Origin of the sequence: Acetobacterium sp. UBA5834 (assembly GCF_002435675.1) — a bacterium.
In the GTDB taxonomy this organism is placed as follows: domain Bacteria; phylum Bacillota; class Clostridia; order Eubacteriales; family Eubacteriaceae; genus Acetobacterium; species Acetobacterium wieringae.
The window spans coordinates 1-16,745 of record NZ_DJGY01000063.1 but is presented as its reverse complement, the minus strand read 5'-3'; the positions used below and the strand labels follow the sequence as shown (position 1 = coordinate 16,745).

19 protein-coding genes are annotated in these 16,745 nt (G+C 43.9%); 18 read left to right on the top strand and 1 reads right to left on the bottom strand.

Annotated features, from left to right (window positions below; all coding sequences use genetic code 11):
• Positions 1-226 precede the first annotated feature (226 nt).
• The 17 genes from rho to lgt all read left to right on the top strand — a co-directional run bounded on the left by rho (position 227) and on the right by lgt (position 13,914).
• The gene (gene rho, locus B3F51_RS13030; RefSeq protein ID WP_070370502.1) at positions 227-1,975 is read left to right on the top strand and encodes a transcription termination factor Rho; all 1,749 of its coding nucleotides are present in this window, start codon (positions 227-229) and stop codon (positions 1,973-1,975) included.
• A gap of 83 nt (positions 1,976-2,058) precedes the next feature.
• Complete coding sequence (gene rpmE / locus B3F51_RS13025; RefSeq protein ID WP_070370503.1) at positions 2,059-2,274, top strand: 50S ribosomal protein L31; 216 nt, start codon at positions 2,059-2,061, stop codon at positions 2,272-2,274.
• A 79-nt stretch (positions 2,275-2,353) separates the two neighbouring features.
• Entirely contained in the window at positions 2,354-3,208 is an 855-nt protein-coding gene (prmC, locus tag B3F51_RS13020) for a peptide chain release factor N(5)-glutamine methyltransferase (RefSeq protein ID WP_070370504.1), read from the top strand.
• A gap of 108 nt (positions 3,209-3,316) precedes the next feature.
• A complete protein-coding gene (gene efp / locus B3F51_RS13015; RefSeq protein WP_070370505.1) occupies positions 3,317-3,874 on the top strand; it encodes an elongation factor P in 558 nt (185 codons plus the stop codon).
• A gap of 1 nt (position 3,875) precedes the next feature.
• A complete protein-coding gene (locus tag B3F51_RS13010; protein ID WP_070370506.1) occupies positions 3,876-4,307 on the top strand; it encodes a CD1247 N-terminal domain-containing protein in 432 nt (143 codons plus the stop codon).
• Between the two features lie 18 nt (positions 4,308-4,325).
• Positions 4,326-4,670 carry an Asp23/Gls24 family envelope stress response protein gene (locus tag B3F51_RS13005; RefSeq protein ID WP_084633527.1) on the top strand — a complete coding sequence of 115 codons (345 nt, stop codon included), beginning with the start codon at positions 4,326-4,328 and terminating at the stop codon, positions 4,668-4,670.
• Positions 4,671-4,717: 47 nt separating this feature from the next.
• Positions 4,718-5,134: a transcription antitermination factor NusB gene (gene nusB / locus B3F51_RS13000; protein WP_070370507.1), complete on the top strand. Its 417-nt coding sequence runs from the start codon at positions 4,718-4,720 to the stop codon at positions 5,132-5,134.
• Positions 5,121-6,092, top strand: a complete 972-nt coding sequence (locus tag B3F51_RS12995; protein ID WP_286947502.1) for a peptidase M22 — start codon at positions 5,121-5,123, stop codon at positions 6,090-6,092. Before nusB ends, B3F51_RS12995 begins: the two co-directional genes overlap by 14 nt.
• Positions 6,092-7,300, top strand: a complete 1,209-nt coding sequence (gene xseA / locus B3F51_RS12990; RefSeq protein ID WP_070370509.1) for an exodeoxyribonuclease VII large subunit — start codon at positions 6,092-6,094, stop codon at positions 7,298-7,300. The genes B3F51_RS12995 and xseA overlap by 1 nt, the downstream gene beginning before the upstream one ends.
• Positions 7,300-7,518: an exodeoxyribonuclease VII small subunit gene (xseB, locus tag B3F51_RS12985; RefSeq protein WP_070370510.1), complete on the top strand. Its 219-nt coding sequence runs from the start codon at positions 7,300-7,302 to the stop codon at positions 7,516-7,518. Before xseA ends, xseB begins: the two co-directional genes overlap by 1 nt.
• Positions 7,515-8,411: a polyprenyl synthetase family protein gene (locus tag B3F51_RS12980; RefSeq protein WP_070370511.1), complete on the top strand. Its 897-nt coding sequence runs from the start codon at positions 7,515-7,517 to the stop codon at positions 8,409-8,411. Before xseB ends, B3F51_RS12980 begins: the two co-directional genes overlap by 4 nt.
• A gap of 90 nt (positions 8,412-8,501) precedes the next feature.
• Entirely contained in the window at positions 8,502-9,329 is an 828-nt protein-coding gene (locus B3F51_RS12975; protein WP_070370512.1) for a TlyA family RNA methyltransferase, read from the top strand.
• Between the two features lie 13 nt (positions 9,330-9,342).
• Positions 9,343-10,215 carry an NAD(+)/NADH kinase gene (locus B3F51_RS12970; protein WP_084633528.1) on the top strand — a complete coding sequence of 291 codons (873 nt, stop codon included), beginning with the start codon at positions 9,343-9,345 and terminating at the stop codon, positions 10,213-10,215.
• 77 nt (positions 10,216-10,292) lie between these two features.
• Positions 10,293-10,742 carry an arginine repressor gene (locus tag B3F51_RS12965; protein WP_070370513.1) on the top strand — a complete coding sequence of 150 codons (450 nt, stop codon included), beginning with the start codon at positions 10,293-10,295 and terminating at the stop codon, positions 10,740-10,742.
• Positions 10,743-10,752: 10 nt separating this feature from the next.
• On the top strand, positions 10,753-12,492 hold the full coding sequence (gene recN, locus B3F51_RS12960) for a DNA repair protein RecN (RefSeq protein ID WP_286947498.1): 1,740 nt from the start codon (positions 10,753-10,755) through the stop codon (positions 12,490-12,492).
• 64 nt (positions 12,493-12,556) lie between these two features.
• Entirely contained in the window at positions 12,557-13,126 is a 570-nt protein-coding gene (gene pduL / locus B3F51_RS12955; RefSeq protein ID WP_070370515.1) for a phosphate propanoyltransferase, read from the top strand.
• A 2-nt stretch (positions 13,127-13,128) separates the two neighbouring features.
• Positions 13,129-13,914 carry a prolipoprotein diacylglyceryl transferase gene (gene lgt / locus B3F51_RS12950; protein WP_286947496.1) on the top strand — a complete coding sequence of 262 codons (786 nt, stop codon included), beginning with the start codon at positions 13,129-13,131 and terminating at the stop codon, positions 13,912-13,914.
• Between the two features lie 89 nt (positions 13,915-14,003).
• Here lgt and B3F51_RS12945 read toward each other — a convergent pair whose 3' ends face one another.
• Positions 14,004-15,530, bottom strand: coding sequence for a YifB family Mg chelatase-like AAA ATPase (locus B3F51_RS12945; RefSeq protein ID WP_286947492.1), 1,527 nt, complete (start codon positions 15,528-15,530; stop codon positions 14,004-14,006).
• A 122-nt stretch (positions 15,531-15,652) separates the two neighbouring features.
• On the opposite strand from B3F51_RS12945, the gene B3F51_RS12940 reads away from it, so the two are divergent.
• Positions 15,653-16,501, top strand: a complete 849-nt coding sequence (locus B3F51_RS12940) for a DMT family transporter (protein ID WP_286947490.1) — start codon at positions 15,653-15,655, stop codon at positions 16,499-16,501.
• Positions 16,502-16,745: the final 244 nt, after the last annotated feature.

Here is a 16,745-nt window from a genome sequence, read left to right as displayed (position 1 = left end):
ACAACATGATGTAACAATTGTCGGTACTAGGCCAGTTAGAAAACACCAAATAGTAATGTGTCACCTGGATTTTTTGACAAGAATGGATATTTGTGGTAGATTAAGGTATCTACATTAAACAAACCTTCAGATTATTCTGCGACTTGAAGCATCATATCAGCACAGCAAAATCGAGAAAAATCATAACATTCATTCTAAAACCATCTACAACCCATGGAGGCACATATTGGAAAAGAAATCACTGGACGATTTAACGGTTGTTGAATTGCGTAAACAGGCGGAAAGTCTGGGTATCGAAAAAACCAGCCGCCTTAAAAAAATTGAACTGATCGAGGCCATTGAAGAAAAATTGGAGTCCTCGGCAGAGCAATTGGCGCATCAACATCATCAGCATGAGATAAAGGAAAAAGAAGTATTGACAGACACTAACGAAATATCGGAAAAAAAAGCAGCTGAAAAAAATAATCCAGAAAAACAGCTGGCCCAAACCCATTCGCGGATCACGAATGGGTCAAACGGCACCCGATCACCCTATTATAAGATTAAAGATTCCATGGATAATGTGGTGGTAGTGGAAGGGAATCTGGAAATTCTACCGGAAGGTTTTGGTTTTGTTAAAAACAAAGAGATGAAATCCAATGAGGAATTCGTCTATATTTCCGGTTCGCAAATCCAGAAATTCAAACTGGAAACCGGGGATGTCTTAAGCGGCAAGGTACGGCCGCCCAAAACTGGCGAAAAATATTCAGCGATGCTGTTTCTGGAAAAGGTCAACGGCACCAAAACGGCAGACATCATCCAGAAGATCAACAGTATGCTTTATGTTGATGACAAAAAGGATCGGGATCGCTTTAAAAATTCCCAGGAAGGAATCCTGGATGTTAACCCCGATGGTTTTGGATTTCTGCGAACCAACCATTATCTATCTGGTGACCATGATATATATGTTCCGGCCAATCAGATCCGACGATTTAATCTTCGGACAGGTGATAAAGTTGTCGGTAAGATTAAGATGTCCAGTGAGAATGAAAAGTTTGACGCATTGCTTTATGTCGAAACGGTCAACGGCGCTATTCCCGAAAAAATTGCCAATCGGCCTCGATTTGAACGATTGACACCAATTTTTCCAGAGCAGCGGATCACTCTGGAAACCACCCAGGATGTTGTGTCAACCCGGATGATTGATCTCTTTTCTCCGATGGGTAAAGGTCAGCGAGGACTGATTGTGGCCCCGCCGAAGGCAGGAAAGACGATTCTTTTAAAGGAAATTGCCAATGGCATCACCACCAATCACCCCGAAATCGAACTGATTATTCTGTTGGTCGATGAACGGCCGGAAGAAGTCACCGATATGAAACGATCGATCGATGCCGATATTGTCTATTCGACCTTTGATCAGCCCCCTGAAAATCACATCAAGGTGGCGGAAATCGTACTGGAACGGGGCAAGCGCCTGGTTGAACAGGGCAAAGACGTGGTGATCCTGGTTGACAGTTTAACCCGGTTAACCCGGGGAAACAATCTGGTGGTGTCGCCATCCGGGAGAACCTTGTCGGGGGGGCTCGATCCGGAAGCCTTATTCTTTCCCAAAAAGTTTTTTGGTTCGGCCCGGAATGTGGAAGAAGGTGGCAGTCTGACGATTCTGGCCACCGCTCTGGTGGATACCGGTAGCCGAATGGATGATATCATCTTTGAAGAATTCAAGGGGACTGGTAATATGGAATTGCATTTGGAGCGGGAACTGGCGGAGCGAAGGATCTACCCGGCCATCAACCTGAACCGGTCTGGTACCCGTCGGGAGGAAAAACTGTTATCCGCCGAAGAACTGAAAGTCAGCTTCGATATTCGCAAGCTTTACAAGGGCACTACGGTTTATGATCTCACCGATAAGATTATTTCGATTCTGGAACGCACCAAAGACAATGAAGCATTTATGAAAAAAATTATTGATAAATATAAGGCACAAAATATTTGATCTTTTAAGAAAAGTCTGATATAATATCACGGTTGATAAAATAACAATAAGCAATTAAATAAATAAGAAACGAGGTGGATTCGATGAAAGAAGGCATTCATCCAAATTACGGCAAATCAATAGTTAAGTGTGCGTGTGGAAATACATTTGAAACAGGTTCTATCAAACCAGAATTAAAAGTGGAAATCTGTTCAGTTTGTCACCCATTTTTCACTGGAAAACAAAAACTAGTTGATGCTGGCGGACGTGTTGATCGATTTAATAAAAAATACGGCATTAAAAACGAGTCAGCAGAATAAAAAAGAAGTCGGTTCTTGTAACCGGCTTTTTTCTTGTTCAGTTATGCACGGTTTTTTTGTTTTAAGTTGAGGTAGAAAAATGACCATCAAAGAGATTTTGGATTTTGGACGGCAGGCGCTGGCTCAGGCTGGAATCGAACATCCCGGTTTTGAGGCAGAAATTCTGCTTAGCAGAATTCTGGACACGGATCGGGTTTATTTTTATACCCATTCACAAGAAGCGGTGGATTTAAAACGAGAAGCACATTATCGTAGTGCGATAAAAAGACGGTGTCAATCAGAACCAGTCGCCTATATTCAGGAAAAGAAGGAATTTATGGGGATGGAATTTTTTGTCAACCGGGATGTTTTAATCCCCAGACCCGACACCGAGCCGATGGTGGAGTATCTGCTTAAATATTTACAGCTAAACTACCCCAAGGGTGCTAAAATTCTGGATCTGTGCACGGGCAGTGGGGCGATTGGCATTTCGATCAAGAAATATTTTAAGCAGGCCGACGTCAGTCTTAGTGATATTTCGGAGGCAGCACTGGCAGTGGCTCAGACAAATGCCAATCAATTGGCAAATGGGGATCTGACCTTGTATCATGGAGACCTATTTGCGGCAATCCCGCAAGGAGAAACCTTCCAGGTAATTGTTTCGAATCCGCCTTACATCAGTCGGGCAGAGATGGACCGTCTGGATCGGGGCATCCTTGACTATGAACCCTATATGGCACTGGATGGCGGTGAATCCGGTTTGGATTTTTATCGGCGGATCATTAGCGGGGCCCATTTGTTTTTAGAAAAAGATGGTCTTTTAGCCCTGGAAATAGGGGATCACCAGGCTGATGATGTAACTGATTTATTAAAAAATAATGGATATCGGGAGATTCAAACCATAATGGATCTCAGTGGTCAGATCCGGTGTCTGACCGGAAAAATATCTGTTTGATAACGAAGCGATAATAATAAATTGGGATGACGGTTCATAGAAATTGTGATAGAATGATAGTATTAGATTGAAAAAGAAAAAATTAACATATGCATATCGGAGGTTAACATGGTATCAGCAGGAGATTTTAAAAAAGGTGTAACGTTTGAAATGGATGGTCATACATATACGATCATCGAATTCCAACACGTTAAACCAGGTAAAGGCGCCGCCTTTGTTCGAACAAAGATTCGAAATGTTATTACAGGAGCAGTGGTTGAAAAATCATTCAGCCCGACCGAACGCTATCCGAAAGCACAGGTTGAAACCCGTGAGATGGAATATTTATATGAAGATGGTGGTCTCTATTATTTCATGGATCTGGAATCCTATGAGCAGATCCCATTAAACTTTAATCAAGTTGAGGAAGCCCTAAAATATTTGAAAGAAAACGATATTGCGACAGTAAAGTCGTTAAAAGGCGTGGCATTTTCGGTAGCAGCCCCCAATTTTGTCGAATTGGAAGTTGTCAAAACCGATCCTGGCTTTAAGGGCGACACCGCAACTGGCGCCAATAAACCAGCAACGGTTGAGACTGGAGCAATTATCACCGTACCGCTTTTCGTGGAACAAGGTGATAAGATTCGTATTGACACCCGGACGGGTGATTATATGGAAAGGGTATAAAATGAAATATATTAATGAAAAAGTCGCTTATACCAAAGGACTGGTTGACGGTCTGGAGTTAGATCAGGCTTCTAACGAAGGCAAGGTTCTGGTTCAGGTATTGGATATTCTCGAAGATATTGTTGATGCCCTGGATGGCATTACCGAAGCTCAGGAAGAATTAGAAGAATATGTGGAAATGGTTGATGATGATCTTTCCGAGCTGGAAGAATTCATTCTCGATGAAGACTTCGGTGACGATGATGATTACGAATTTGACGAAGAGGAATATTACGAGATCATTTGTCCCGAGTGTGGCAATGTTTATATTACCGAATTTGAGTCGTTTGAAAATAACACCGTAGCGTGCCCGGACTGTGGCGCCCCATTTATCCTGAATGAAGAAATTTCATGCTGTGGCGAGGATGGTTGCGACTGTCATCAGGAAATCTAAAGAACATAGGTAACTAAGATGAAACTAGAAATGAAAAACAATCAGGCACCGAATATCAATGACGAAATGATCGCTTCGATTGTCAGCTTGGCGGCTACTGGCGTTAATGGTGTAGCACGTATTTCATTAAGAATCACCGATGAAATCATGGATAAACTCTATCTTGCCTCAACAATTAAAGGGGTCAAAATAGCCAGGGATCCGGAGGGTTTGCTGATTTGGGTTTACGTGATTACCGAACCAGGTGTCGACATTATCAAGGTTTCTAAAGCAATTCAAAAAAAAGTAAAGGTTGCCGTGGAATCCATGGCCGGTTTTCAGGTAGCTGCAATTAATGTCCGAATAGAAGGTTCAGGCATCTAGGGGCGAAAGCCCCTTTTTTAGAATATTAGAATCAGAAGGAGAAGCGCATGAGTCGAAAAAAAGAACGGGAATATGCGTTAAAAGGGGTATTTCAATTAGATTTTCATCCGGAACCAGGAGATTTCACTGAAAGTATTGCATATTTTTTAGAGGATAATGAGCTCGATCTGACTTATGGAAAGACTCTGATCGATACGACCGAAACTCATCTTCCAGAAATCGATGATATTCTCGATGACTATCTCAAAAGCACCTGGAAAATTGATCGCATTCCAAAGGTGGAAAAATCAATTCTGCGTCTGGCCATTTGTGAGCTGAAATATATGGACGAAAAAGTACCATTTGAAGTTGTCATTAACGAGGCAATAGAGCTCACAAAAAAATTTGGAGATGAGGATGGAAAAAATTACGTTAATGGTATCTTGAATAAAATCGTTAAGGATGAACTCAATGAGTGCCCTTAGCCTTGGTATCGATACCAGTAATTATACAACTTCGGTTGCCTTGGTAGACGAAAATGAAAACATGATTTATAACAAGGGCATCCTATTGGAAGTGAAGTCAGGAGAAAGAGGGCTTCGTCAATCGGATGCCCTTTTTCAGCATGTCCACCATTTGCCGATACTCCTTCAGGAGTTGCCCCGGGGCCGGGAAATCGAGATTATCTGTTATTCTGAGCGTCCCCGACCACTGTCTGATTCCTATATGCCAGTTTTCCGTTCGGGAGAATCACTTGCTTGTTCGCTGGCCGGGGTATTGGGGATAGAACGGCTGGCGGTGAGCCATCAGGAGAATCATATTCGGGCGGCCATTTATGGGAGCGGATCCCCAGATTTGGAAGCGATCTTTTGTGCGGTTCATTTTTCTGGTGGCACATCGGAAATATTGCTGGTTGAAAAAAAGACGATTGGTTATAAGTGCGACATTATTGCAACGACCCGGGATCTCAATGCCGGGCAATTGGTTGATCGGGTTGGGGTTCTGATGGGATGTGATTTTCCGGCAGGTAAGGCGCTGGAAGTACTGGCAAACCAGGTGAATCCGGCATCCTTTAACAGTAATGTTTTTATTTCTTCAACCATGAAGGATCTGGATTTTCACTTTTCCGGACAGGAAAATCAGGCCCGCCGCCTTTTGGAGACTGGTGTGGAACCGCCGGTAGTCGCTTATCTGGTGCTTAAAGCCATTGCCAAAACGCTCTCTAAAGCCATTGGCGGTTTGGCAAAAAAATATCCGTTTCAGTCGGTGCTTTTTTCTGGTGGTGTGATGTCCAATCAGATTATCAAAAAAATAGTGATTAACGAACTGCAAGCGACCGGACTGAAGCTTTATTTTTCGCCTGGGGAATATTCCCGGGATAACGCCGCTGGCAATGCTCTGATGGGTATGGATTATTATAAACATACGAGGTACAGTCAGTGATGAAGGCAAAAATTCTCAGCGTGTCTGAGGTTAATCAATATGTTAAAACGCTTTTGGAGTCCAATAGTCTGCTAAAAAACCTGATAATCCAGGGTGAACTTTCCAATGTCAAGCGGGCGGCTTCGGGACATTTGTATTTTTCACTAAAGGATGCAGGTAGTAAAATTGATTGCGTGATGTTTAAAAATGTCGTTACGGGTCTTAAATTTCTGCCCAAAGAAGGTCTGAAGGTCACGCTTCGGGGGAGTCTGGGCGTGTATCTGCCCAGTGGTCAATACCAGATTACGGTACGTTCCATGGAACCCCAGGGATTGGGGGACTTGTTCCAGGCATACCTGGTATTAAAAGATGAACTGGCATCCAAAGGTTATTTTGATCGGGATCATAAAAAAAAGCTGCCAGAAATAATCAGCCGGGTAGGTCTGGTGACGTCACCGACAGGGGCGGCCATCAAAGATATAATTTCAATTATTAAACGCCGAAATCCGCTGATGGATATTGTCATTTATCCCAGTCTGGTTCAGGGTGACGAAGCGGCCGGAACGATAATTAAAGGGATTCAAGCCTTCAATACGGCCCGGTCTGTGGACGTGATTATTATCGGCCGGGGTGGCGGTTCCATCGAAGACCTCTGGGCATTTAATGATGAACGTCTGGCCAAAGCTATTTTTGAATCGGAGTTACCGATTGTTTCGGCGGTGGGGCATGAAATTGACTATACGATTGCCGATTTTGTGGCTGATTTACGAGCACCGACCCCTTCTGGAGCAGCAGAATTGGTAGCGGAAGAAACTCTGAGTATGATTCAGAACCTGGTTGCTCAAAAAAAAAGGCTGAGTCAGAGCATGGCAGCGACTATCGACAGAAACCGCCGACTGTTGTTGCAGATCAGAAAAGAGCTATTGCGTTATCGACCGCAGGAACGCATCGAAGAGAGACGTCTTTTTTTGGATATCATTAACGAACGGTTGGTTCGGGCGTTAATGGGGCAACTTAAAAGTGAGCGACAGCAATTGATCAATATTAAAACCCGGATTGAAGCCATGAGTCCGGTAAATGTACTTAAAAAAGGCTATGTTCGGGTGACGGATAACTATGACAAGTCCGTTGTTTCGGTCGCCGGTTTACAGGTTGATCAGCCGGTGACGCTCCACTTTGTGGACGGTCAGGCCAAAGCAAGGATTCAATCCACGAAGGAGACTAGATAATGGCAGTTAAAAAACTGAAAACAAAAATGAATCGTTTGGAGGCCATTGCCGAATTATTGGAAGGTGATGAGCTGGAAATCGAAGCATCCATGAAGCTTTTTGAAGAAGGAATGAAGCTCATTAATGAGTGTAACGCAGATTTGGACACCCTGGAAGGAAAAATAACCATCATGATTGATGGCGAAGAAAAAGAATTCGAGGGGAGTTTGGAGGTATGAGTGGGTTCAAAATTCAGCTAAGGGATCGGGTAGCAAGAATCAATGAGGAGCTTGGAAAAGTTTTTCAACAGAATCTGGATACACCAGAAGTAATTATCGAAGCCATGAAATATAGCCTGTTTGCCGGAGGAAAAAGACTGCGTCCGATGTTAATGATGGAAACCTGCCAGGCTCTTGAAGGGGATGTAGAGGTAATCAAGCCGCTGGCCATGGGGATTGAGATGATCCATACCTATTCGTTGATCCATGATGATTTGCCAGCCATGGACAATGATGATCTGAGACGGGGCAAGCCGACTAATCATAAGGTGTATGGCGATGCCATGGCCATTCTGGCTGGAGACGGGCTGTTGAATTATGCAGTTGAAATCATGCTACAGGGCACCCAGGGACTTACGGGAAGAGCGTTGACAAATTATCTTTGTGCCATGAAATGTATCATGGGGGCTTCCGGTATTCTGGGAATGATTGGCGGTCAGGTGGCCGATATCCTCAGTGAAGACAAGGTTATCGGGCTCGATGAAATGGACTATATCCATTTGCACAAGACGGCGGCCTTGCTGGAAGCCTGTGTCCAAAGTGGCTGTATTATCGCCGAAGCTGAACCAGCCACCCAGGGACGACTGATCAGCTATAGTCACCGAATTGGGTTGGCTTTTCAGATTGTTGATGACATTCTGGATATTGAAGGTAATGAGGCCGATCTGGGCAAACCCATCGGTAGTGACGAGAAAAATCATAAATCCACCTTTGTGTCACTCTACGGGTTGGAGGCTTCAAAAATCAGGGTTGACGAGTTGGAAGCGGAAGCCATCGAACTGCTTAGACCAATTGGCGAACGGACTGTTTTTCTTCAGGAATTAGCCAGCTATATCTGCCATCGCCGAAAATGAAATCCAAGTTTTTAGAATCACTCCAAAAGATGTTTAAGTTGGTTAAAAGATAATTGGAAAAAGGAAAAAGACCCATGAAAAGAGGAAAAATTGAAAGAACGTTTAGATAAATTATTGGTGAGCCTGAATTATTTTGATACCCGGGAGCGGGCTAAAAAAGCCATTATGGCCGGGTTAGTTCAGGTCAATGACCAGGTCAGGGACAAGGCTGGCGATCTGGTGGACACTGAGGCGATGATTCAGGTCAAGGGTAGCGATCTGCCTTATGTCAGTCGGGGCGGTTTAAAACTGGAAAAGGGACTGGCAGTCTTTGATCTGGAGGTGGCAGGAAAAGCCTTTATCGATATTGGCTCATCCACCGGAGGTTTTACCGATTGCTTGCTACAAAATGGTGCTACAAAGGTGTACGCAGTCGATGTCGGTTATGGACAGCTGGACTGGAAGTTGCGCACCGATTCCCGGGTTGTTTCCATGGAACGAACCAATTTTCGCTATTTGACAACCGAGAATATTTCAGAACTGGTCGATGGTACCGTGATGGATGTCTCATTTATTTCAATAACCAAATTGATTCCGGCGATCAAATTGTTTATGAAACCTGGAGCTCGGGGGATCTGGTTGATTAAGCCGCAATTCGAAGCAGGACGGGAAAGAATTGGTAAAAACGGTGTTATCCGGGATAAAAAGGTGCATGAATCGATTTTGCTTGAAGTGATGACTGCCATCGAAAAGCAGGGATTTTTGATCAAAGGTCTGGACTTTTCTCCGATACAGGGGCCTAAAGGCAATATTGAGTTTTTAGTTTTTGTTGAAAATACCGAACCCGAGATTGAGGGAAACTGGGCATCACTGATTCATCAAGTGGTAACCATCGCCCATGAAAGTTGCAAAAAAAAGAAAGAACCCCAGGACGAATAGGATGTGAGTACGATTGGAAGCTGAATTTAAAAACTTTAAGGAAATCGGTATTTATCTCAACATGGATAAGCCGGACAGCCCTGCTTTGGCAGAAAAATGCATCGGTTATCTAATCCAGCACGGCTTTAAAATAGCCCTACTGGAAGGCCAGATAAAATATCCCCATGAATGTGTTATTTATTATCCTAAAAACCTTTTTTACCGAAAGCCGGATTGTATTCTGGTGCTGGGCGGGGATGGCACGCTTTTATTTGTAGCACGGAAAGTTTGTTTTTATTCGATACCAATTTTTGGCATTAATCTGGGTAAATTGGGTTTTCTTACCGAAGGCGAGGCGGGTAATTATGAAGAGGCGCTTAAGAATTTAACTTCTGGAGATTATTACATCGAAGAACGGATGATGTTAAGTTGCAGCATCAAAAAAGAAAATGAAAGCGCCTGCTTTTATATGGCATTAAACGATGTTCTGGTTAAGAGTCGGGGCTTTCGAATGATGGATATTGAAGCCCGGGCTAACGGCTCAACCATTGACAAATTTCGGGCTGATGGGTTGATTATCGCCACTCCCACCGGATCCACCGGTTATTCTTTGGCTGCTGGAGGGCCAGTGGTGTCACCCCAGGCGAGAGTGATGATTCTTAACCCGATCTGTCCCCATCGACTTCATGACCGATCTTATATTTTGCCGGAGGATGAGGTCATCAAACTGGAATTCGGAGATCGTGAAAAAGACATTATGGTTACCTTTGATGGACAGACCACCGTTTCGATTTCACCACAAGATGCGGTTAAGGTCAAAAAGGCCACCTATTGCACCCGGTTGATTCGGCTCAACCAGATGAGCAGTTATGACCGGCTACGAATCAAGCTTTCCAGTGAGTATTAAAAAATCAAAAGGCAAAAATAACTAACACGACAACAGGTGGCGACCTTGACAGAGCTTTGGAGAAAGAAGGGAAAGACATGAAAGTATCGAGACAATTAAAAATTATAGAAATCATCGAAAATAATCTCATCGAAACTCAGGAAGAGTTGGCCCAGGCATTGAAAGATGCCGGGTTTCCGGTAACCCAGGCCACCATTTCCCGGGATATTAAAGAATTGAAGCTGATCAAAGTGAGCAGTCACGATGGTATTCAGCACTATGCCCCACTAAAGGACATCGGTACTATTTATAATGAACGGGTTACGGCAGTTTTTAAGGAGTCGGTGCTTACGATTGACTATGTGGAAAACACCATTGTCCTGAGAACCCTGCCAGCCATGGCCCAGGCAGCGGCTCTGGCCATTGATTCAATGGATTGGAGTGAGATTGTTGGAACCATTGCCGGAGATGATACCATTTTTGTGTTGGTTCGCAATCGGGATATGGTTGGAGAAATTGTCGGTAAATTTAAAAAGTTGATGAAATAGGGAGGGACTGATGCTGAGAAATCTTGTTGTTAACGACTATGCGCTGATTGATCATCTGGTGGTGGATTTTCATCCGGGTCTCAATGTGATCACCGGAGAAACCGGAGCCGGAAAATCCATTGTCATTGACGCTTTGACATTGGTTCTGGGTAACCGCGGTAATAAGACCAACATCCGTCAGGGCAAGGGCAAGATGACGGTACAGGGACTTTTTGATGTCAGTGACCAGCCAGCTCTGATTCAAAAATGCGAAGCATATGGCATTCCCATGGAGGATGGTCAGTTGATTTTAATCCGTGAAATCGATGATCGGGGTCGTAATATTTGCCGCGCCAATGGTCTGATTATCACCGTCACCCAATTAAAAGCAATCGGTGATGAGCTCATTGATATCCACGGCCAGCATGAACATCAATCCTTGTTCAAAAGGGAGAATCATCGCCAGCTACTGGATGCCTTCGGCGGCGAAAAAAGCCGAAAATATCGGGATCAGATAGCTGCTGCGGCAGGCGAGATTAAACGGATTCACGAGTTGATTGCAGAATTGGAAACAAATGAACGTGAGTTGGAGCGGGAAAAAGAAGCCTTACAGTTTGAAATCAATGAAATTGAAGCGGCGGCTCTTGTTGTTGGTGAAGATGAAGAACTGGAAGGGGAAAAACGGATTCTGGAAAACCGGGAACGTCTTTTTACACACACCAGCAGAGCCTATGAATTGCTAAGAGGAGAAAACGCCGAGCAGTCCCCGATTCTTGATGCCCTTAGTCTGCTGGCGGCAAGTATGACTGAAATTGCCAAAATAGACACAAGTTTTGAGGAACGTCTGGAGACGGTTAATGGCATTTTAAGTGAAACAGAAAATCTTTCGTTTGAAATCCGTTCATACCTCGAAGATATGGAGTACAGCTTGGGTGATTTGGATGAGATTGAAACCCGACTAAGCATCATTGCCAAATTGAAACGGAAGTATGGTCATGATATTACCGAAATTCTTTGCTACGCCAGAGAGAGCAGCATTCGTTTAAAAAACCTGTTGAATCGGGATGAAAATCTGCAGAAATATTATCAGGAATTAAGCGGTCTTCAAGATAATTATAATAAGATCAGTAATAATCTCTATCAATTGCGATTAAAAACAGCCAGTGCGCTGAAAAAGGCCCTCGAGAATGAGTTGGCGGAGTTAGCTATGGAAAAGACTCAGGTTGAGATTTCAGTGGAACATGATCCGGAGCGGGTCAGTGTCCATGGTCAGGATCTGGTGGAGTTTTTAATCTCAGTCAACCCGGGCCAGGCACCCAAACCGCTCGGGAAAGTGGCCTCAGGAGGGGAAATATCCCGAATTATGCTGAGTTTAAAAAGTATTTTCGGAAATCTGGATGCCATTGAAACGATGGTGTTTGACGAAATTGATACCGGGATCAGCGGTCGAACTGCCCAGGTGGTAGCCGAAAAAATTCAGGCCCTCAGTGTTACGCCACCCAGAGGCCGACAGATTATTTGCATTACCCATCTGCCCCAGATTGCGGCGATGTCCGACCAGCATTTTATGGTGCAAAAGCTTGCGCAGAATGAGGGGGTAGAGGTACGATTTTTACCCCTGGATGAAAAGGGTAAAAAAGAGGAGCTTTCCCGAATGCTGGGCGGCGCAGAAGTAACCCGAAAAACCTGGGAACATGCCCAGGAAATGCTGGAATTAAGCCAAAAAATAAAAAAATCGAAAAAAAGTAAAGAAGACAAAATATTATCTTAACATTTGATTGGTTATTAGATAGAATAAAGATTGTTAAAAATATATTTATTTAAGGAGATATAAATTGGAAAGAAAAGTACCCATCGGGTTGTCTAACAAACACATTCATGTATCACAGGCAGATTTAGAGGTATTATTTGGTAAAGGCTACCAATTAACACCAATGAAAGATTTATCACAACCAGGTCAATATGCCGCCGAAGAAAAAGTAGATGTGGTTGGACCAAAAGGAACTTTAAAAGGAATTCGTATTTTGGGACCCGTTCGACCAGAAACCCAATTGGAAGTTTCTGTTGGCGATGGTTTCTGTTTAGGGATTCAAGCACCACTTCGTAATTCCGGCGATATTGCGGATACGCCTGGCGTTAAAATTGTCGGACCAGCTGGCGAAGTCGAAATTGCTAAAGGTGCCATCGTTGCCGCCCGACACATTCATATGAGTCCAGAAGAAGGCGCAGCATTTGGCTTGAAAGACAAAGATATTGTTTCGGTAAAATTAGATGGACCTCGAGGTTTGATTTTTGACAATGTCCTGGTACGGGTTCACCCAGAATTTAAATTAGACATGCATCTTGATGTTGAAGAAGGAAATGCTGCCGGAGCTAAAAACGGTCAATTGGCAACAATTCTTTAATTATGATTGCACCAAACCCAATCGCATTTACTGCATTTGGCTTTGATGTCAGGTGGTATGGGGTTTTAATTGCCTCGGCATTACTGATCGGATTGTTCATCGGGATAAAACGGGCACCCAAATATGGGCTTGATCCTGAGTTCATTATGGATTTCTTTTTGTATATGACCCCAGCGGTGATCATCGGAGCCCGACTTTATTATGTCATCTTCAGTTATGACTATTATCTGGCCCATCCGGAAGAAATCATTGCGACCTGGCATGGTGGGTTGGCTATTCATGGCGGCATTATTGCTGGAATCATTGTGGCTATTATCTTGTGTCGGGTTAAAAAGATCAGTTTTTTTGCGCTGGCCGATGTTTTGATACCGGCGCTGCCCTTAGGTCAGGCGATTGGGCGCTGGGGGAATTATTTCAATCAGGAAGCCTATGGTTCACAAACCGATTTGCCCTGGGCCATTACGGTCAATGATGCTGCTCTGGGAATCATCAGGGTGCACCCGACTTTTCTGTATGAATCGGTCTGGAATCTGCTGGTTTTTGGTTTTATCTTTTTCTATGAAGACAAAATTAAAAAGGTCGACGGCGAATTACTTTTTGTCTATCTTGGCCTGTATTCCATCGGGCGTTTTTTCATTGAAGGCCTGAGAACCGACAGCTTGATGTTTATGGGGCTGAGAACTGCTCAACTGATCAGTTTGGCATTGGTGGCAATAGGCATCGGCGGGCTTTGGTATTTGCGCAAAAATGAAGATCGCTTTGTGAATTCGATGATTAGAAAAAAATAATTTTAGTACTAAGATAAAAAGACTATCAGCGATAAACGGATAGTCTTTTGTCTTTTTTGCACAGCGAGACGCAACATCGATTGCCGACATCAGGACAATCGGTTCATCCCCCGATACTGAATCGCTTCGGATAAATGGTTGACTTGAATGGTTTTGGATCCATCTAAGTCGGCAATGGTACGGGCTAACTTTAAAATCCGATGGTAGCCACGGGCACTGAGTTTCATCTTGGTATAGACATTTTTCATCAGGTTTTCTTCAGCTGGGCCAAGTTTACAGTAAATCTCCATAAGTTTTGGCGTAAGCTGGGCATTATAAAAAATATCCAAATTCTGATAGCGTTGATTTTGTCGTTCACGGGCAGCATCGACCCGTTTTTTGATAACAGAAGAACTTTCACCCTTGGGTTTGGTCTGAAGCTCATCGTAGGTGGTGCTGGGAATCTCCACAAAAATATCCAGTCGATCCAGCAATGGTCCGGATATTTTGCCTTGATAGTTTTTAATCTGCTGGGGCGTGCAAATACATTCATGGGCTGGGTCTGTGAGATAACCGCAGGGACAGGGGTTCATTGAAGTGATCAGGGTAAAGCTGGCCGGAAAAGTCAGCGAGGCGTTGACCCGGGAAATCGTCACCTCCTGATCTTCAATCGGCTGACGCAACACCTCCAGAGCCGATTTTTGGAATTCCGGCAGCTCATCGAGAAAAAGCACCCCCAGGTGGGCCAGTGAAACCTCACCAGGCTTGGGGATTCGGCCACCACCAACCAGTGAAACTTTAGAAATGGTATGGTGGGGAGAGCGAAAAGGACGTTGACTGATGATGGCATTATTTTTCAGGAGTCCGGAAATGCTGTGAATCTTGGTGATCTCAAGCGCTTCGTCCAAGGTGAGATCCGGCAGGATGGAAGGAAAACCTTTAGCCAACATGGTTTTTCCCGACCCGGGAGGTCCGCTCATCAGACAGTTGTGAGCCCCGGCGGCGGCAATTTCTAACCCCCGTTTGGCCAGATCCTGGCCCCGGATATCGGAAAAATCGATGCTGTGACAGCTGTTTTCAACATTCAGGAGAGAATCAAGGTTGATTATAAAGGGGTCGATGACGAGTTCCTGTTTCAAAAAGGAAACTGCTTCGTGAAAATCTTTTACGGGATAAACATTCACATTCTGAACCACCGCTGCTTCATGACGGTTATCAAAGGGCACCAGAATGTTGGCAATGCCAGTTTCTTTAGCCGCCAGTACCATCGGCAGCACCCCATTAACGCTTCTAATTTCGCCGCTGAGGGATAGTTCTCCGATAACCAAAAAGCTCTCGGGATGATCCCAGGAGAGTTGCTCTGAGGCAGTCAGGATGCCCAGAGCAATGGCCAGATCAAAGGCTGGGCCTTCTTTTTTGAGATCGGCTGGAGCGAGGTTAATGGTGATTCGTTCCATCGGATATTTGAAACCATTGTTTTTGATGGCTGAAAAAACCCGATCCTTGGATTCTTTAATGCCGGCATCCGGTAGACCGACCAGTGAATATGCGGGCAGACCCCGGGAAATATCAATTTCGACTGTGACAATAACGCCATTAACACCCAGTAATCCGCTACTTTTTATCTGTGATAACATGCAAAGTTTACCTCCACCTTATTATGGACATTATACCGGAAATAAACGTAAAAATATAGAGAAATAATTTGATGGTTATGGTATTATGATAAAACAAGTTAAAAAATGAAAAGGAGGTGCCCATGGAAAAAACGACAAAGGGAACCTTATATGTGCTCATTGCCATGATGTTATTCAGCACCGGCGGGTTGTTTATCAAGCTGATCAATGCGAATGCCTTTACGATTACATTTGGACGGGCAATCATAGCGGGTCTTATTTTTTTGCCCATGATTCAATGGAAGAAAATCAAATTTTCGAAATATTATGTTGGTTTGGTGGTCTCCTACTGTTATTTATGCATGATGTTTGTACTAACAACAAAGATTACAACGGCAGCTAATGCCATTATTCTTCAATGTACGGCACCACTATGGCTTTACTTGTTTTACGTGGTCAAAGGGAAAAAAATAACAAAGCGTGATTTGATTCCACGACTGTTTATCTTACTGGGGATCATTCTAATACTAAGTGCGGCTGATGGTGGAAACCCCTGGGGTGATCTGCTGGCTTTAACCAATGGGATTGCCTATGCGGCAGTTCAGTATTTACTGGACAAAGACTATCCCATATCGGATGCTTCAATTGTGGGGTTAAACAACCTATGGTTGAGTTTGATCATTCTGTTAACCATGTCCAGTCAGCTGGACTTCACCGGCATCTCAGTTTATGGTTGGTTGGGCTTGATTTTTCTGGGTGTTTTTCAGATTGGTATTGCTTATCTCTTTTTATCAGGGGGGGTGCGCCTGATTTCACCATTGAAAGCCTCGATTCTATCATTGGCCGAACCCATACTCAATCCGATTTTCGTGTTCTTTTTTGTGGGAGAAACCCCGTCATTTCTTTCATTGACCGGTTTTGCGATCATTCTGATGGGAATTGGCCTGACGATGGTTCCCTCAAAAACGCAGCTTAACGAGATTAATGAGTAGCAAAAACTAACGATCAAAAAAACCACAACAGCACAATGCGTTGTGGTTTTTTTAGTTTAAATTCAGATTGATTATTCTGGTTGAGGTGCACTTTGCTGCTTCGGTTTAATAAAGAGAAGAACGATCGCAATGGCAGCAACAGTGATCATTGAAACATAGAAAGGAAATTTAATATTAACCATCATGTCAACGCCCATAACTCCAGCTAAAAGAGCGAAGAAATTGTTAGTGATTTCCTGAGCTG